Raw genomic sequence first — 13,030 nt, 5'->3', positions numbered from 1 at the left:
TCAGTACGAGAACGGCCAGGTGCGCCAGTAGTTGCGCACGCGAACCCAGATGCCGAACAACCCGCGTGGCTCGACGATGAGGAACACGATGATCAGCACGCCGTAGAGCACGGCCTCCACCTGGAAGACCGTGATCGCGCCGGTGGCGTCACCACTGATGAACGGCAGCACCGTGGGCAGTTCCCTGGTGATGCGTGGCAGCAGAGTGATGAAGAGAGCGCCCATGATCGCGCCCGAGATGGTGCCCGCGCCGCCGATGAGCACCATCGCGATGTACTGCACCGACAACAGCAGGTTGAACGAGCCGGGGTCGAAGAACCCGTTGACCACGAACAACAACGCGCCCGCGACACCCGCGTAGAACGAGGACACCGCGAACGCGAGCACCTTGTACTTCGTGAGGTCCACGCCGATGACCGACGCGGCCAGGTCGCGGTCGCGCACCGCGGCGAACGCCCGCCCCACCCGTGAGCGGACCAGGTTGCGCGCCAGCACCGCGAAGATGACCAGCAGCACGAACATCACCAGGTAGAGCTGCTGGGCCGCGGTGAAGAACGCGCTGTCGCGGTCCAGCCGCACCCCGAACAGCTCCGGCACCGCCGCCGGCCGCCCGACACCGGGCCCGCCGGTCAGCGACGTCCACTCCCGGAACACGTGCTCTCCCAGGAAGACCAGCCCCAGCGTCACGATCGCGAGGTACAGCCCGCGCAACCGCACCGCCACCGGCGCCACCAGCACGCCGAACAACGCCGCCACCAGACCCGAGGCCAGCAACCAGATCGGCAGCGACGTGATGCCGAACCCGATCACCCGGCCGGTCTCGGACCCGGACAAGGCCGCACCGGTGTACGCGCCGATCGCGAGGAAGAACGCGTGCCCCAGCGAGACCTGGCCCGCGTAGCCGGTGACGATGTTGAGCCCGATCGCGCCGATCGCCGCCACGAACCCGGTCGCCAGCAGCTGAAGCAGGTCGTCCGTGATGAGGAACGGGACCACGAGCGCGAACACGACCAGGCCACCCGACCACGCGCGTTTGGGCCGCGTGTTCAGGAACGCCATGTCCTGCCCGTAGGAGGTGTACAGCTCAGGACGACCCTTCACGGCCGCTCGGCCCTTCACCAAAGCCTCCGGCGGAATCCACTCCATGCAGGCGGAGGAGGTGTCCGGGCGGGCGCAGAGCCCGCGAGCCGGCAGACCGCTGGCGTCCTCATCGTGTCTCCCTGAGTGAGCTGATCATCATGCGGACGGCGTATCGGTGCCGGGCTTACCCGGATCCCGAGCATGCTGCGGTGTTGAACCGCACGTTCGGATGTGTGCGCCTGGTGTGGAACAAGACCTTGAGCGAACGGCACGGCGTCTACCACGTCGAAGGAAAGAGGACCACCTGTCGGGAGACCGACGCCGCGCTGACACGGTGGAAGCGCACCGAGGACCTGGCGTTCTTGTCGGAAGTGTCCTCGGTACCGCTGCAGCAAACCCTGCGGCACCAGCACACCGCATTCGCAAACTTCTTCGCGGGTCGAGCTGGATACCCGCGGTTCAAAACCCGCAGAGGCCGTCAATCGGCGCACTACACCCGCTCCGCGTTCCGGCTGCGCGACGGAGTGCTGAACCTGGCGAAGACCAGCACGCCGCTGCGATTCGTGTGGTCCTTCGACAACGTGGACATCACCGCGTTGGACCCGACGACGGTCGTGGTCTCCCGCGAACCGGACGGACGCTGGTACGTGACATTCGCCGTGGATGCCGAAGCACCCGAAGCCGCTGATCCCACCGGGCACGCTGTAGGCGTCGACCTCGGACTGACCGACTTCCCCGTGACCAGCGACGGCAGAAGGATTCCCAATCCCAGGCATCTGGACCGGAGGGCTCGTAGGCTGGCCCGCTACCAACGTCGCATGGCCCGCTGCCGACGAGGCAGCCGGAATCGCAGCAAAGCAAGGGCCAAGGCAGCCGGAGCGCACCGCAAGGTCCGCAACGCCCGTCAGGACTTCTTGCACCGCATCACCACCGCCCTGGTGCGATCGGCCGAGGTGATCGCGATCGAGGACCTCGACATCTCGGGCATGGTCCGCAGTCACCACCTCGCTCGTGCCATCTCCGACGCGAGCTGGGGAGAGTTCCGGCGCCAGCTCGAGTACAAGTGCGCTCGCGCGGGCCGCACATTGGTTGTGATCGACCGCTGGTACCCCTCCAGCAAGACCTGTTCGGCCTGCGGGCACCAGCTCGCCGAACTCGGTCTGACCACCCGGCACTGGACGTGTCCGGGATGCCGCGCCCGACATGATCGGGACCACAACGCGGCCAAGAACATCCTTGCGGCTGGTCGAGCCGTAGCCCGAGGTTCCTCGGGTGATGCCTGCGGAGCTGATGTCAGACGGCAAGGGTCCTCCCTTCCGCGATCGGCGATGAAACAGGAAACCCGTGTTGTGAGGCACAGCGCGTGAGCGCTGCACGCCACCCGGCGTGTGGGATCCCCGCTTTCAGGGCGGGAACGAAGTCAAAGCCGTTCCACCTCTCGCTTGCCGAACAACCCGTACGGCCTGACGAGCAGCACCAGCAACATCAACGCGTACGGCGCGACGAGCCCGAAGTTCGGCCCGAGCCAGGGCGCGAAGTCGTTCTGGTAGGTGCCGAAGAGCGACTCGACGATCCCGACCGCGAGCCCGCCGACCACCGCCCCGCCCAACGACTCCAGCCCGCCGAGGATGATCGCGGGCAACGCCTTCAGCGCCACGATCCACAGCTGCTGGTCGACACCGGCACCGGTCGCCACGAACACCCCGGCCAGCGCCGCGAGCCCGCCCGCCAGCGCCCAGGAGAGCGCGAACACCGACCCGACCGAGATGCCCTGGGCCAGCGCCACTTCCTGGTCGTACGCGACCGCCCGCATGGCGAGGCCGATCCGCGAGTACCGGAAGAACAGGAACAGCCCGACCGTCACGACCGCGGTGGTCCCGATCATCACCAGGTACCGCTGCTGCACCTCGGCGCCCAGGAAGCTGACGGTGTCCAACCCCCACGGGTCGCCCACCTGGCGCACGTCCAGGCCGATGAACGCGTTCGTCACCACCCGCACCACGACGTCCACGCCGATCGTGATGATCGCGACCACGAACACCGGCTTGCCGACCATCGGCCGCAGCACCGTGCGTTCCACGCCCAGCGCCAGCACCGCGATCACCAACGCGGCCACCAGCACCGCACCGTAGAACGACACCGCGGGCGACAGGTACGACACCAGCACCGCGCCCGCCAGCATGAACGCCGGCTGCGCGAAGCTGATCACCTGCGTCGACTTGTAGATGATCACGAAGCCGAGCGCCAGCAACGAGTAGATCGACCCGGTGCCGAGGCCGCGGATCAGGCTCTGGAGGAACTCATCCACGGCTCGCTCCTCCGTACATCGACTCGACGAGCTCACCGAACGTCTTGCCCAGCGCCGACCTCTTCACCTTCTGCGTCGCGGTCAGCTCGCCGTCCTCGTGGTCGAGCTCCTTGGGGAGCATCCGGAACTTCTTGATCTGCTCGACCTGTGCGAACTTCCCGTTCACCTCGGTCACGATCTTCTGCACGAGCTCCAGCACCTCCGGTTTCTCCGACAGGTCCCGGTAGGTGGTGTAGGTGATCTTGCGCTGCTGCGCCCAGTGCCCGACCGTCTCGTACTCGATGCCGATCAACGCCACCAGGTACGCCCGCTGGTCGCCGATCACCACGGCTTCCTTGACGTACGGGGAGGTCTTCAGCGCGTTCTCGAGCTCGGATGGCGCGATGTTCTTGCCGCCCGCGGTGATGATGATGTCCTTCATCCGGTCGGTGATCTTCACGTGCGTGCCGCCGACCCACTCGCCGACGTCACCGGTGTGCAGCCAGCCGTCGGTCAGCACCCGTGCGGTCGAGTCGGGATCGCGCCAGTAGCCGGCGAACGTGCCGCCGTGCCGGGTGAGGATCTCGCCGGTCTCGGCGTCGATCCGCAGCTCGATGCCCGGCTGCGGCTCGCCGACCGTGCCGACCTTGACCCGCCCCGGCCGGTTTCCCGTTGCCACGGCGGTGTTCTCGGTCATGCCGTAGACCTCGTGCATCGGCACCCCGATGCCCATGAAGAACTTCAGCACGTCCGGCGCGATCGGCGCGGCACCGGAGGCGGCGTACCGCACGTACCGCATGCCGATCCTGGCCTTGAGCGCGCGGAAGCAGAACAGCCAGCCCAGCGCGTAGAGCAACCGGCTGGACCCGGTGTGCTTCCCGCCGGTCCGCACGAGCGTGTCACCGATGCCCTCCGCGCGCCGCAACCAGAACCGGGTCACCGCGCGCTTGAGCCAGGAGGCGCTGGACACGCCGATCGTGACGCCCGCCAGCACCTTCTCCCAGATCCGCGGCACGCCGAACAGGATCGTCGGCTGCACCTCGCGCAGGTTCGCCTGCACGGTCTCGATCGACTCGGCGAAGTGCACCTGCACGCCGGAGGCCGCGCTGAACCACGTGGTGAAGATGCGTTCGGCGACGTGGCACAACGGCAGGTACGACAGCGTGACGTCGGCGGAGGACGGCGGTGGCGAGGTGAAACCGCCGCCCTCCACCAGCACGTGGACGGCGAACTCGACGTTCGCCACGGTCAGCATCGCGCCCTTGGGCGGCCCGGTCGTGCCGGAGGTGTAGATCAACGTCATGACGTCGTCGGGCCCGGTGGCCGCCATCCGCTCGGCGAGCTCGCCGCCGAACTCGTCGCGGTGCGCCGCACCGAGTGCCAGGAAGTCCTCCCAGGCCAGCAGCTTGGGGTTGTCGTAACGGCCGCGGATCCCGCGCGGCTCCAGGTAGACGATCCACTCCAGGTCCGGCGTGTCCTCCAGCACCAGCAAAGCCTTGTCGACCTGTTCCTGGTCCTCGGCGATCAGGATCCGCGCGCCGGAGTGCGACAGCAGGTAGGCGACCTCGGAGGCCGGGTTCGTCGGGTACAGCCCGACCGTGACGCCGCGGGCGGCGACGGTGCCGAGGTCGGCGTAGAGCCACTCGCGCCGGTTCTCCGAGTGGATCGCCACGCGGTCACCCGGCCGCAGGCCGAGTGCGAGCAGCGCGTGGCCGACCAGTTCGACGTTCGCCCAGTAGCCGGCCCAGGAGACCTCCTGCCAGATGCCGAGGTCCTTGGCGCGCAACGCGATCTTCTCCGGTGTGCGCTCGGCCCGGTCGCGGACGCGGGTCACCACCGTGGTCGTGGTCGTCGCGGAGGTCGCTGTCGTCATGGCGTCACGCTCCGGTGCTGCTCGCCCAGGTAGGCGCGGATGACGTCGGGGTCGGACTGCACCTCGGCGGGGGTGCCGGTGCGGATCGGGCGGCCGAAGTCCATCACCATCACCCGGTCGGCGAGGTCCATCACCAGGCCCATGTCGTGCTCGACCATGATCATCGCGATGTTCAGCTCCTCCCGGACGTCGAGGATGAACCTGGCCATGTCCTCGGTCTCCTCGACGTTCATGCCGGCGACCGGCTCGTCGAGCAGCAGCAGCTTCGGTTCCATCGCGAGCGCGCGGCCCAGCTCGACGCGCTTCTGCACGCCGTAGGGCAGCAGGCCGACCGGCAACCGGCGCCACTGCTCCAGCTCCAGGAAGTCGATGACGCCCTCGACGGCAGCCCGGTTCTCCAGCTCCTCGCGCCGGGCCCTGCCGAGCCACAGGAACGCGGACAGCGCGCCGTAGCGCATGTGGTTGTGCCGGCCGAGCATGAGGTTGTCGACGACGGTGAGGTGCGAGAACAGCTCGATGTTCTGGAACGTGCGGGCCATGCCGAGTGCGGCGATGCGGTGCGGCCGCATGCCGACGAGGTCCTGGTCGTGGAACCGCACGGTGCCCCGCTGCGGCCGGTAGACGCCGCTCAGCACGTTGAAGATGGAGGTCTTGCCCGCGCCGTTCGGGCCGATGACGGCGAACAGCTCGCCCTCACCGACCTCGAACGAGACCCCGTCGACGGCCACGACCCCGTCGAAGGCGAGCCGGATGTCGGCGACGCTCAGGACAGCCATCGCTTCCTCCTCTTGTAGTGCTTCACCGCACGGAACGAGGAGGTGCCCAGGCCCAGGTAGAACTCGCGGATGTCGTCGTCGGCGAGCAGGGCCTGAGCGGGCTTGTCCATCACGACCTTGCCGGTCTCCAGCACGTAGCCGTGGTCGGCGATGGACAGCGCCATGCTGGCGTTCTGCTCGACCAGCAGAACCGTGGTGCCCTGTTCCTTGATCTTCACGACGAGGTCGCGGATCTGCTGCACGAGCAGCGGCGCGAGACCGAGGCTCGGCTCGTCGAGCAGCAGGTACTCCGGTTCCGACATCAGCGCCCTGCCGATGGAGAGCATCTGCTGCTCACCGCCCGACAGGTACCCGGCGCTCTGTCTTCGCCGCTCCAGCAGCCGCGGGAACAGCTCGTAGCAGCGGTCGAGGTTGGACTTCAGCCTTTTGGGGCGGGCGTGGCCGCCCACCTTCAGGTTCTCCTCGACGGTGAGCTCGGCGAGGATCCTGCGGCCTTCGAGTGCCTGCTTGACGCCCCGCTCGGCGATCCTCGCCGGGGAGAGCTTGTGGATCGGTTCACCGTCGAGCGTGATCGTGCCCTTGGTGATCTTGCCGTCGTGCACGTCCAACAGGCCGCTGAACGCCCTCATCAGGGTCGTTTTCCCAGCTCCGTTGGCTCCGAGCAGCGCCACGATCTGGTTCTTGGGCACCCTGAGACTCACGCCGCGGAGCACCAGCATCACGTCGTCGTAGACAACCTCAAGGTTGTTCGCCTCGAGCACCAGCGCCTCCCAGGGCTCCTGACATACCGAGCAGTATGCCGCTGGTATGACTTGGATCACAGACGCTGAGCGCACTGTGGGCGAACCGTGATGCGCAGATCGCGATTGGTCCATCACACCGCGTGACCATCCATTGTGGACTTATCTGGATGTGTAGGTCCGGATTCGGTGGGTAACCACTGTTCGACGGCAAATGATGATGTTGAGGAGGAGGTTTCGTGACCACCACCATTGAGAAGTCGGTGGACGTCCACGTGCCCGTGAGCACGGCGTACAACCAGTGGACCCAGTTCGAATCCTTCCCGGCGTTCATGGACGGCGTGGAGAAGATCGACCAGATCACCCCCACCAGGACCCACTGGACCACCAAGATCGGCGGGGTCGTCCGCGAGTTCGACGCGGAGATCACCGAGCAGCACCCCGACGAGCGCGTCGCGTGGACCGCCGTCGAGGGCACGCCGCAGGCCGGTGTGGTGACGTTCCACCGGATCGACAACGAGACCACTCGGGTGCACGTCCAGATGGAGTACGATCCCGAGACCTTCATCGAGAAGGCCGGTGCGGCGCTGGGCGTCGTCGGCCAGCGGGTCGAGGGTGACCTGAAGCGGTTCAAGGAGTTCATCGAGAACCGCGGTGTCGAGACCGGAGCTTGGCGGGGCGACGTGACGCCGCCGCCCCAGGTCTGATCGTGGTGCGCGTTGACGCCAGATCAGCACGCGGCGTTCGAGGACCTCGCCCGCACCGCACGTGACTCGCCGCGTTACTACGCGTTGCGAGACCGGTTGGTGCGCGAGTACCTCCCGCTCGCCAGGCACATCGCCCGCCGCTTCAGCGAGCGCGGCGAGCCGATGGAGGACCTCGCCCAGGTGGCGGCGGTCGGGCTGATCAACGCGATCGACCGGTTCGACGTGGACCGGCAGACGGACTTCCTGTCCTACGCCGTGCCCACGATCACCGGTGAGGTCCGCCGCCACTTCCGCGACCAGTGCTGGGCCGTGCGCGTGCCCAGGCGCCTCAAGGAGCTGTGCGACGCCATCGACGGAGCCACCGCCGAACTGTCGCACCGCTCCGGGCGGTCTCCCACTCCCTCCGAGATCGCGAGGCACCTGGGCATCGGGCTCGCCGACGTCTACGAGGGCCTGCGCGTCGAGAAGAACGTCGCGTTCGCCCCGCTGGAGGCGTTGGAGGAGAACACGGTCGACGACCCGGCTCTAGAAGGCGTCGAGATCCACGAGGCCCTGCAGCCCATGCTGCGGGGCCTCCCCCGTCGGGAACGCACGATCGTGGTGCTGCGGTTCTTCGGCCGCCTCACCCAGACGGAGATCGCCCGCCGCGTCGGGATCTCCCAGATGCACGTCTCGCGCCTGCTGACCAAGTCACTGGACCAGCTGCGCAACGACCTGTTGGCAGACGAGTGAGATGGGCGAGCGCGGATGACCGGCCTTGGTGATACTGACGGGATGAAGCGGCTGCGGTGGCCCCAGAAGCTGGCGATCGGCACCGGCGCGCTGCTCGCGCTCTGGGGAGTGGCCGGTTTCCTCGTGACCGGCTTCTCGGGGTTCGCCGCCGAGGCCGACACCTGGCTGCTCGGCCTGCGGGTCAACCCGCTGCAGAACGTGCTGCACCTCGTGTTCGGGGCCGCCCTGCTGCTGTCCTTCCGCAACCTCAAGGCGCTGGGCAACACCGCGCTGCTGGTGGCCGCGGCCCTGCTGGTCACGTTCGGGCTGGGGATGGCGCGCTACGACGAGCAGGTCGTGAACGTGCTCAACGTCAACTTCGGCAGCAACGCGCTGCACTTCCTCGCCGGCTTCGCCGCACTGGCGGCGGCGCAGGGCGCCGTCTGGTGCCGCCAGTGCGACCGGGCCCAGGTGCTCAGGACACCCTGAGCAGCCGCAGCACCGCCCGTTCCGGGTCTCCCCCGCCGATCACCTTCCCGTTCTCGAACGCCTCGACCAGCCGCGGGTCCACGTAGGACTTGCGCGCCACGGCCGGGGTGTTGCCCAGGTGCTCGGCCACGTCCTTCATCACCGCGCTGACCGCCCGCTTCGTGGGCTTGCCGCGCTCGCGCAGCACCTCGGCGAACGCCTTCGCCGCCGCGACCGTGGCGTGCCAGGTCCGCAGGTCCTTGACCGTGAACTGGTCGCCGACCAGCTCGCGGAACCGTTCGTTCACGTCGTAGGCGGTCATGTCGAACACGCGGCAGTCCGGCGTCCGGTCCTTGAGCAGCGTGCGGACGGCACGGGCCAGCTGCGGGTCGGTGATCTCCTCGTCGACCTGGACGCCGTGCTTGGCCGGGAACTGGAACCTGACCCGGTCGCCGCGCACCTGCAGGTGCTCGCACAGCAGGGTGGCGACGCCGTGGCTGCCGTTCTCCTCCGCGTACTCCTCGTGACCGACCCGGAAGACGCCGAGGTCGAGCATGCGCAGCGCGATGGCGAGCAGCCGCAGGCGACCCCGCGTCCTCATGTCGGCGACGATCTGGGCGCGGAACTTCGGCAACCTCGGGGCCAGCAGCAGGACGCGGTCGAACTTCTCCGCGTCCCGGTTCATCCGCCACTGCTCGTGGTAGAGGTACTGGCGGCGGCCGGCGTCGTCCACCCCGATGGCCTGGATGTGCCCGTTCGGGTGCGGGCTGATCCACACGTCCCGCCACGCGGGCGGGATGACCAGGGCCTTCACCCGCGCGACCTCCTCCGGCCCGAGGGGCTCGCCGGCGGTGGTCGCGTACCGGAAACCCTTCCCGTGCCGGCGCCTGGTCCAGCCGGGACCTGCGGTGTTGCTGCGCCGGAGTCTCAACTGGACACCTCGTGGTTGATCAGCATGGGAGCCGGGTACCCGCTCGCCGATGAAAGATGACTACACGGTCGGTGTGGAACAGGAGTTCCTCCTCGTCGACCCGAGGTCACGGCGACCGGTAGCCCTGGCACCGAGGGTCGGGGAGCTCTCCCGCGCCCCCGGCGACCTCGACGTGCAGGGCGAGCTGACGCCGTTCCAGATCGAGGTCGCCACCGGCGTGTGCCACACCTCCGCCGAGCTCGACGCGCAGGTCCGCGCGGCTCGCCGGGTGCTGGTGGAGGCCGCGGACGAGGCCGGGTGCCGGCTGGTGGCCACGGGCATGCCGCCGATCGGGAAGGCCGGGCCGCCCCCCGGATCGGACGACCCCCGGTATCACCGGATCGAGCACTCGCACCGGCGGCTGGTGATCGGGCAGGGCGCGTGCGGGCTGCACGTGCACGTCGGGGTTCCCTCGAAGGCGGCGGCGCTGGAGGCGTCGAACAAGCTGCGGGCCTGGCTGCCGACGCTGCTCGCGCTGAGCGCGAACTCGCCGTACCAGGACGGTGAGGAGACCGGGTACGCGAGCTGGCGGTCGATGGTGTGGTCGCGCTGGCCGGTCAGCGGGCCGCCGCCGCGGTGGGACGGTCCCGAGCACTACGACCGGACCGTGGAGGCGCTCATCGCCACCGAGGCGTTGATCGACAGGGCGATGGTCTACTGGGACGTCCGCCCGTCCGCCGATCATCCGACCGTTGAGGTCCGGGTCGCCGACATCCCGCTGCTGGCAACGGAAGTCGTCGTGCTAGCGGAGCTCGTCAGGGCACTCGTCGCCTCCGAACCCCCCGAACAGCGGGTGGACGACTCCGTGCTGCGAGCGGCATATTGGCGTGCGTCGCGCGACGGGATCGACGGCCTGGCCGCCGATCCGTCCACCGGGAAGCTCCTGCCGGCGTTCGACCGGGCGGTGGCACTGGTCGAGCACGTCGCGCCCGCGCTGCGCGAACGCGGCACGCTGTCTACTGTGGAGCGGCAGATCGACTGGTTGCGCCACAACGGCTGCGGTGCCGCCCGCCAGCGCCGCTGCCAGGACCCCGAGTCCCTTGTGGACATGCTGATCGCCCGAACGCGTGAGGAAACCTGATGCGCCTCCCTGCTCCCCGCGGCCACATGAGCGCCGCGCTGGTCGCCGCACTCCGCTCGGCGCCGGTGCCGCGCCCGGCGTTGCTCGTCAGCGGCGGCACCAGGGAGCCCGGTCTCGACGACGACCTCCAGATCTCGCTGTGGACCTGCTACCGGCTGCGCACCCGCGGCTTCGACGACGCGCACCCGGCCTGGGACGACCACCCGGCGCTGGCCCAGTTCCTGAGCGCCCTGGAAGCACGGTGGGAGCGGGGACTGCGCTCGCTGCGGGAGACGACGCCGGCGGTGGTGCTCGACGGGACGGGTGCGGCCGAGCTGCGCAAGCACCACGCGTTCTGGCACCCGCGCCGGGAGATGCGCTCGGCCCTGCGCGACATCCACGGCGACGCCTACGGTTCCCGCGACGAACGCACGCACTCGGTCCTGTTCACCGTGACGCTGCGCGACCTCGACTGCGGCACGGGTGTCGACGAGATGCCGGCCCCCACCCTGGCGCTGGCCAACGCGCTGAGCCTCTTCGGCCTGCACCAGCGCCTCGTCGGCGCCCTGGTCGGTTTCCTGACCGCCGTCGACACGATCGGCGGTGACCCGTTCGCCCAGCTCCTGCCCGTCCAGTGCCCGCCGGACGACGTCCGCCTGGGCTTCACCGCCTGCCACGAACTGCACGCGCGCCTCGTCCAGCACGTCCACGCCGCCTGTGAGTCGGGCCGCTCTTCGCTGAGGGGCCGCTGGCTGCTCCCGCACGCCCGCGTTAACGTGGGATGCTGACCGCCGCGAAAGGAGCAAGCGTGCCCGACCCCACCACACTGGCCACCGTGGTCGTCGACCGGATCTCATCCGACGTCGTCGTGCTGCACGTGTCCGGTGAGCTCGACACCACCAGCTCGAGCGAGCTCACCGCACCCCTCGACACCCACGTGGTGGAGGCGAACAGGGCAGTCGTCGTGGACCTCGGCGGCGTGCGCTTCCTCGGTTCCGCCGGCCTGGAGGCCCTGGTACTCGGCCAGCAACGCGCCGGCCGCAACAACGTCGAGTTCGTGCTGGTCGCCTCGTCGCGGGCGGCACTGCGACCGATCGAGGCGACGGGGCTCGACACCGTGTTCACGATCCTGGGGTCGGTGGACGAGGCGGTCGACCGCTACTCGGCCTGAGCGCGCGGTCACCACGGCAGCGGGCCGGAGCCGTCGAAGTACCCGCCGGTGGGACCGTCCGGCCCGACCTGCGCCATCCGCACGATGATCGCGGCACCCTCGGCGGCGCTCTGCGTCCCGGTCCGGTCGTTGAGGTCGGTCGCCGTGAACCCCGGATCCACCGCGTTGATCCGCATTCGCGGGAAGGCCTTCGCGTACTGGATGGTCAGCATGTTCAGCGCGGCCTTGGACGCCGGGTACGCGGCACCGGGGTAGTCGTGCTGCGGGCTGCCCGGTGCCGCCACCGTGCTCAACGACCCGAGGCGGCTGCTGACGTTGACGACCACCGGGGCCTCGGACCGTTCGAGCAGCGGCAGGAACGCGTGCAGCACCCGGACGGTCCCGGCCACGTTGGTCTCGAAGGTCTCCCGCAGCACCTCGGCGGTGAGGTCCGCGGTCTCGACGAACCACCCGGGGCCCCGTTCCGGCGACACTCCCGCGTTGTTCACCAGCACGTCGAGCGACCCGACCATCCGGACAGCCGCCGCCACCGACTCGTCGGACGTCACGTCGAGCTGGACGGCACGCGCCCCCACCTCGGCGGCGGCCACCCGGCCGCGCTCCAGGTCCCTGCTGCCGAGCCACACGGTGTGGCCGGCCGTGGCCAGCTGCCGCACCGTCTCCAGGCCGAGCCCTTTGTTCCCACCGGTCACCAGTACGTCCACAGGCGGCGAGGTTAGGTCCTGGAGCGCGCTCCAGGTCAATCCTGGCCGATGTCCTCGAACCACAGCTCCGGCTGCTCGGCGATGAACCTCGTCATCATCTCGATGCAGGCCGGGTCCTCCACCACCGTGATCCCGACGCCGTGCTCCGCCAGCCAGTCGTGCCCGCCGTGGAACGTCGTCGCCTCCCCGATCAGCACGTTCGAGATCCCGAACTGCCGCACCAGCCCGCTGCAGTACCAGCACGGCGACAGCGTGGTGACCATCGTCGTGCCGCGATAGCCGCGCTGACGACCGGCGTCGCGGAAGGCGGAGGTCTCGGCGTGCATCGAGGCGTCGCCGTCCTGGACGCGGCGGTTGTGGCCCCGGCCGAGCAGACGGCCGTCGCCGTCGAAGAGCGCGGCGCCGATCGGGATCCCGCCCTCGGCGAGTCCCGTGCGCGCCTCTTCGACGGCGACGGCCAGCATGTCGGAAGCAGCGGTCATA

The 13,030-nt window shown here is 69.1% G+C and carries 15 protein-coding genes; 7 read left to right on the top strand and 8 right to left on the bottom strand.

The genetic code is table 11. The features are described 5' to 3' along the window. A complete protein-coding gene (locus tag BBK82_RS25050; protein WP_218920329.1) occupies positions 1-1,146 on the bottom strand; it encodes a branched-chain amino acid ABC transporter permease in 1,146 nt (381 codons plus the stop codon). 143 nt (positions 1,147-1,289) lie between these two features. On the opposite strand from BBK82_RS25050, the gene BBK82_RS47685 reads away from it, so the two are divergent. Continuing rightward, on the top strand, positions 1,290-2,447 hold the full coding sequence (locus tag BBK82_RS47685; RefSeq protein ID WP_237047569.1) for an RNA-guided endonuclease InsQ/TnpB family protein: 1,158 nt from the start codon (positions 1,290-1,292) through the stop codon (positions 2,445-2,447). 53 nt (positions 2,448-2,500) lie between these two features. On the opposite strand, the gene BBK82_RS25040 is transcribed toward BBK82_RS47685, so the two are convergent. Genes BBK82_RS25040 through BBK82_RS25025 form a run of 4 tightly spaced genes read right to left on the bottom strand, consistent with a single transcriptional unit; the run spans position 2,501 to position 6,777 of the window. Then, complete coding sequence (locus BBK82_RS25040; RefSeq protein WP_065917191.1) at positions 2,501-3,388, bottom strand: branched-chain amino acid ABC transporter permease; 888 nt, start codon at positions 3,386-3,388, stop codon at positions 2,501-2,503. Continuing rightward, on the bottom strand, positions 3,381-5,240 hold the full coding sequence (locus BBK82_RS25035; protein WP_065917190.1) for an AMP-dependent synthetase/ligase: 1,860 nt from the start codon (positions 5,238-5,240) through the stop codon (positions 3,381-3,383). Before BBK82_RS25035 ends, BBK82_RS25040 begins: the two co-directional genes overlap by 8 nt. After that, a complete protein-coding gene (locus BBK82_RS25030) occupies positions 5,237-6,016 on the bottom strand; it encodes an ABC transporter ATP-binding protein (RefSeq protein ID WP_065917189.1) in 780 nt (259 codons plus the stop codon). Before BBK82_RS25030 ends, BBK82_RS25035 begins: the two co-directional genes overlap by 4 nt. Next, positions 6,004-6,777: an ABC transporter ATP-binding protein gene (locus tag BBK82_RS25025; protein WP_065917188.1), complete on the bottom strand. Its 774-nt coding sequence runs from the start codon at positions 6,775-6,777 to the stop codon at positions 6,004-6,006. The genes BBK82_RS25030 and BBK82_RS25025 overlap by 13 nt, the downstream gene beginning before the upstream one ends. A gap of 218 nt (positions 6,778-6,995) precedes the next feature. On the opposite strand from BBK82_RS25025, the gene BBK82_RS25020 reads away from it, so the two are divergent. The 3 genes from BBK82_RS25020 to BBK82_RS25010 are packed head-to-tail and all read left to right on the top strand — an operon-like array spanning position 6,996 to position 8,663. Continuing rightward, positions 6,996-7,463: an SRPBCC family protein gene (locus BBK82_RS25020; protein WP_065917187.1), complete on the top strand. Its 468-nt coding sequence runs from the start codon at positions 6,996-6,998 to the stop codon at positions 7,461-7,463. A gap of 12 nt (positions 7,464-7,475) precedes the next feature. Then, complete coding sequence (locus BBK82_RS25015; protein WP_065917186.1) at positions 7,476-8,195, top strand: SigB/SigF/SigG family RNA polymerase sigma factor; 720 nt, start codon at positions 7,476-7,478, stop codon at positions 8,193-8,195. A gap of 42 nt (positions 8,196-8,237) precedes the next feature. Further along, positions 8,238-8,663, top strand: coding sequence for a DUF4383 domain-containing protein (locus BBK82_RS25010; protein ID WP_065917185.1), 426 nt, complete (start codon positions 8,238-8,240; stop codon positions 8,661-8,663). On the opposite strand, the gene BBK82_RS25005 is transcribed toward BBK82_RS25010, so the two are convergent. Continuing rightward, positions 8,650-9,573, bottom strand: a complete 924-nt coding sequence (locus tag BBK82_RS25005) for a DNA topoisomerase IB (protein WP_065917184.1) — start codon at positions 9,571-9,573, stop codon at positions 8,650-8,652. The genes BBK82_RS25010 and BBK82_RS25005 overlap by 14 nt on opposite strands. Positions 9,574-9,622: 49 nt before the next feature. Between BBK82_RS25005 and BBK82_RS25000 the strand changes: the two genes are divergently transcribed. Genes BBK82_RS25000 through BBK82_RS24990 form a run of 3 tightly spaced genes read left to right on the top strand, consistent with a single transcriptional unit; the run spans position 9,623 to position 11,843 of the window. Beyond that, positions 9,623-10,693, top strand: a complete 1,071-nt coding sequence (locus BBK82_RS25000) for a carboxylate-amine ligase (protein ID WP_065917183.1) — start codon at positions 9,623-9,625, stop codon at positions 10,691-10,693. Continuing rightward, positions 10,693-11,460 (top strand): iron-containing redox enzyme family protein, encoded by a 768-nt coding sequence (locus BBK82_RS24995; RefSeq protein WP_154697479.1) that lies wholly within the window; start codon positions 10,693-10,695, stop codon positions 11,458-11,460. The genes BBK82_RS25000 and BBK82_RS24995 overlap by 1 nt, the downstream gene beginning before the upstream one ends. 20 nt (positions 11,461-11,480) lie before the next feature. After that, on the top strand, positions 11,481-11,843 hold the full coding sequence (locus BBK82_RS24990; RefSeq protein WP_170067960.1) for an STAS domain-containing protein: 363 nt from the start codon (positions 11,481-11,483) through the stop codon (positions 11,841-11,843). An 8-nt stretch (positions 11,844-11,851) separates the two neighbouring features. Here BBK82_RS24990 and BBK82_RS24985 read toward each other — a convergent pair whose 3' ends face one another. Next, positions 11,852-12,547, bottom strand: coding sequence for an SDR family NAD(P)-dependent oxidoreductase (locus tag BBK82_RS24985; protein WP_065917181.1), 696 nt, complete (start codon positions 12,545-12,547; stop codon positions 11,852-11,854). A gap of 35 nt (positions 12,548-12,582) precedes the next feature. Further along, positions 12,583-13,029 carry a nucleoside deaminase gene (locus BBK82_RS24980; RefSeq protein ID WP_065917180.1) on the bottom strand — a complete coding sequence of 149 codons (447 nt, stop codon included), beginning with the start codon at positions 13,027-13,029 and terminating at the stop codon, positions 12,583-12,585. Position 13,030 lies beyond the last annotated feature (1 nt).

The organism is Lentzea guizhouensis (assembly GCF_001701025.1).
GTDB lineage: Bacteria > Actinomycetota > Actinomycetes > Mycobacteriales > Pseudonocardiaceae > Lentzea > Lentzea guizhouensis.
Note: the sequence above shows the minus strand (reverse complement) of the source record. Positions and strands in the feature narration are given on the sequence as shown.

Bases quoted from the DNA above. Each gene is read 5' to 3' on its own strand.
- BBK82_RS25050 (WP_218920329.1), bottom strand. From the start codon at position 1,146: ATGGAGTGGATTCCGCCGGAGGCTTTGGTGAAGGGCCGAGCGGCCGTG.
- BBK82_RS25035 (WP_065917190.1), bottom strand. From the start codon at position 5,240: ATGACGACAGCGACCTCCGCGACGACCACGACCACGGTGGTGACCCGC.
- BBK82_RS25030 (WP_065917189.1), bottom strand. From the start codon at position 6,016: ATGGCTGTCCTGAGCGTCGCCGACATCCGGCTCGCCTTCGACGGGGTC.
- BBK82_RS25010 (WP_065917185.1), top strand. From the start codon at position 8,238: ATGAAGCGGCTGCGGTGGCCCCAGAAGCTGGCGATCGGCACCGGCGCG.
- BBK82_RS25000 (WP_065917183.1), top strand. From the start codon at position 9,623: ATGAAAGATGACTACACGGTCGGTGTGGAACAGGAGTTCCTCCTCGTC.
- BBK82_RS24995 (WP_154697479.1), top strand. From the start codon at position 10,693: ATGCGCCTCCCTGCTCCCCGCGGCCACATGAGCGCCGCGCTGGTCGCC.
- BBK82_RS24980 (WP_065917180.1), bottom strand. From the start codon at position 13,029: ATGACCGCTGCTTCCGACATGCTGGCCGTCGCCGTCGAAGAGGCGCGC.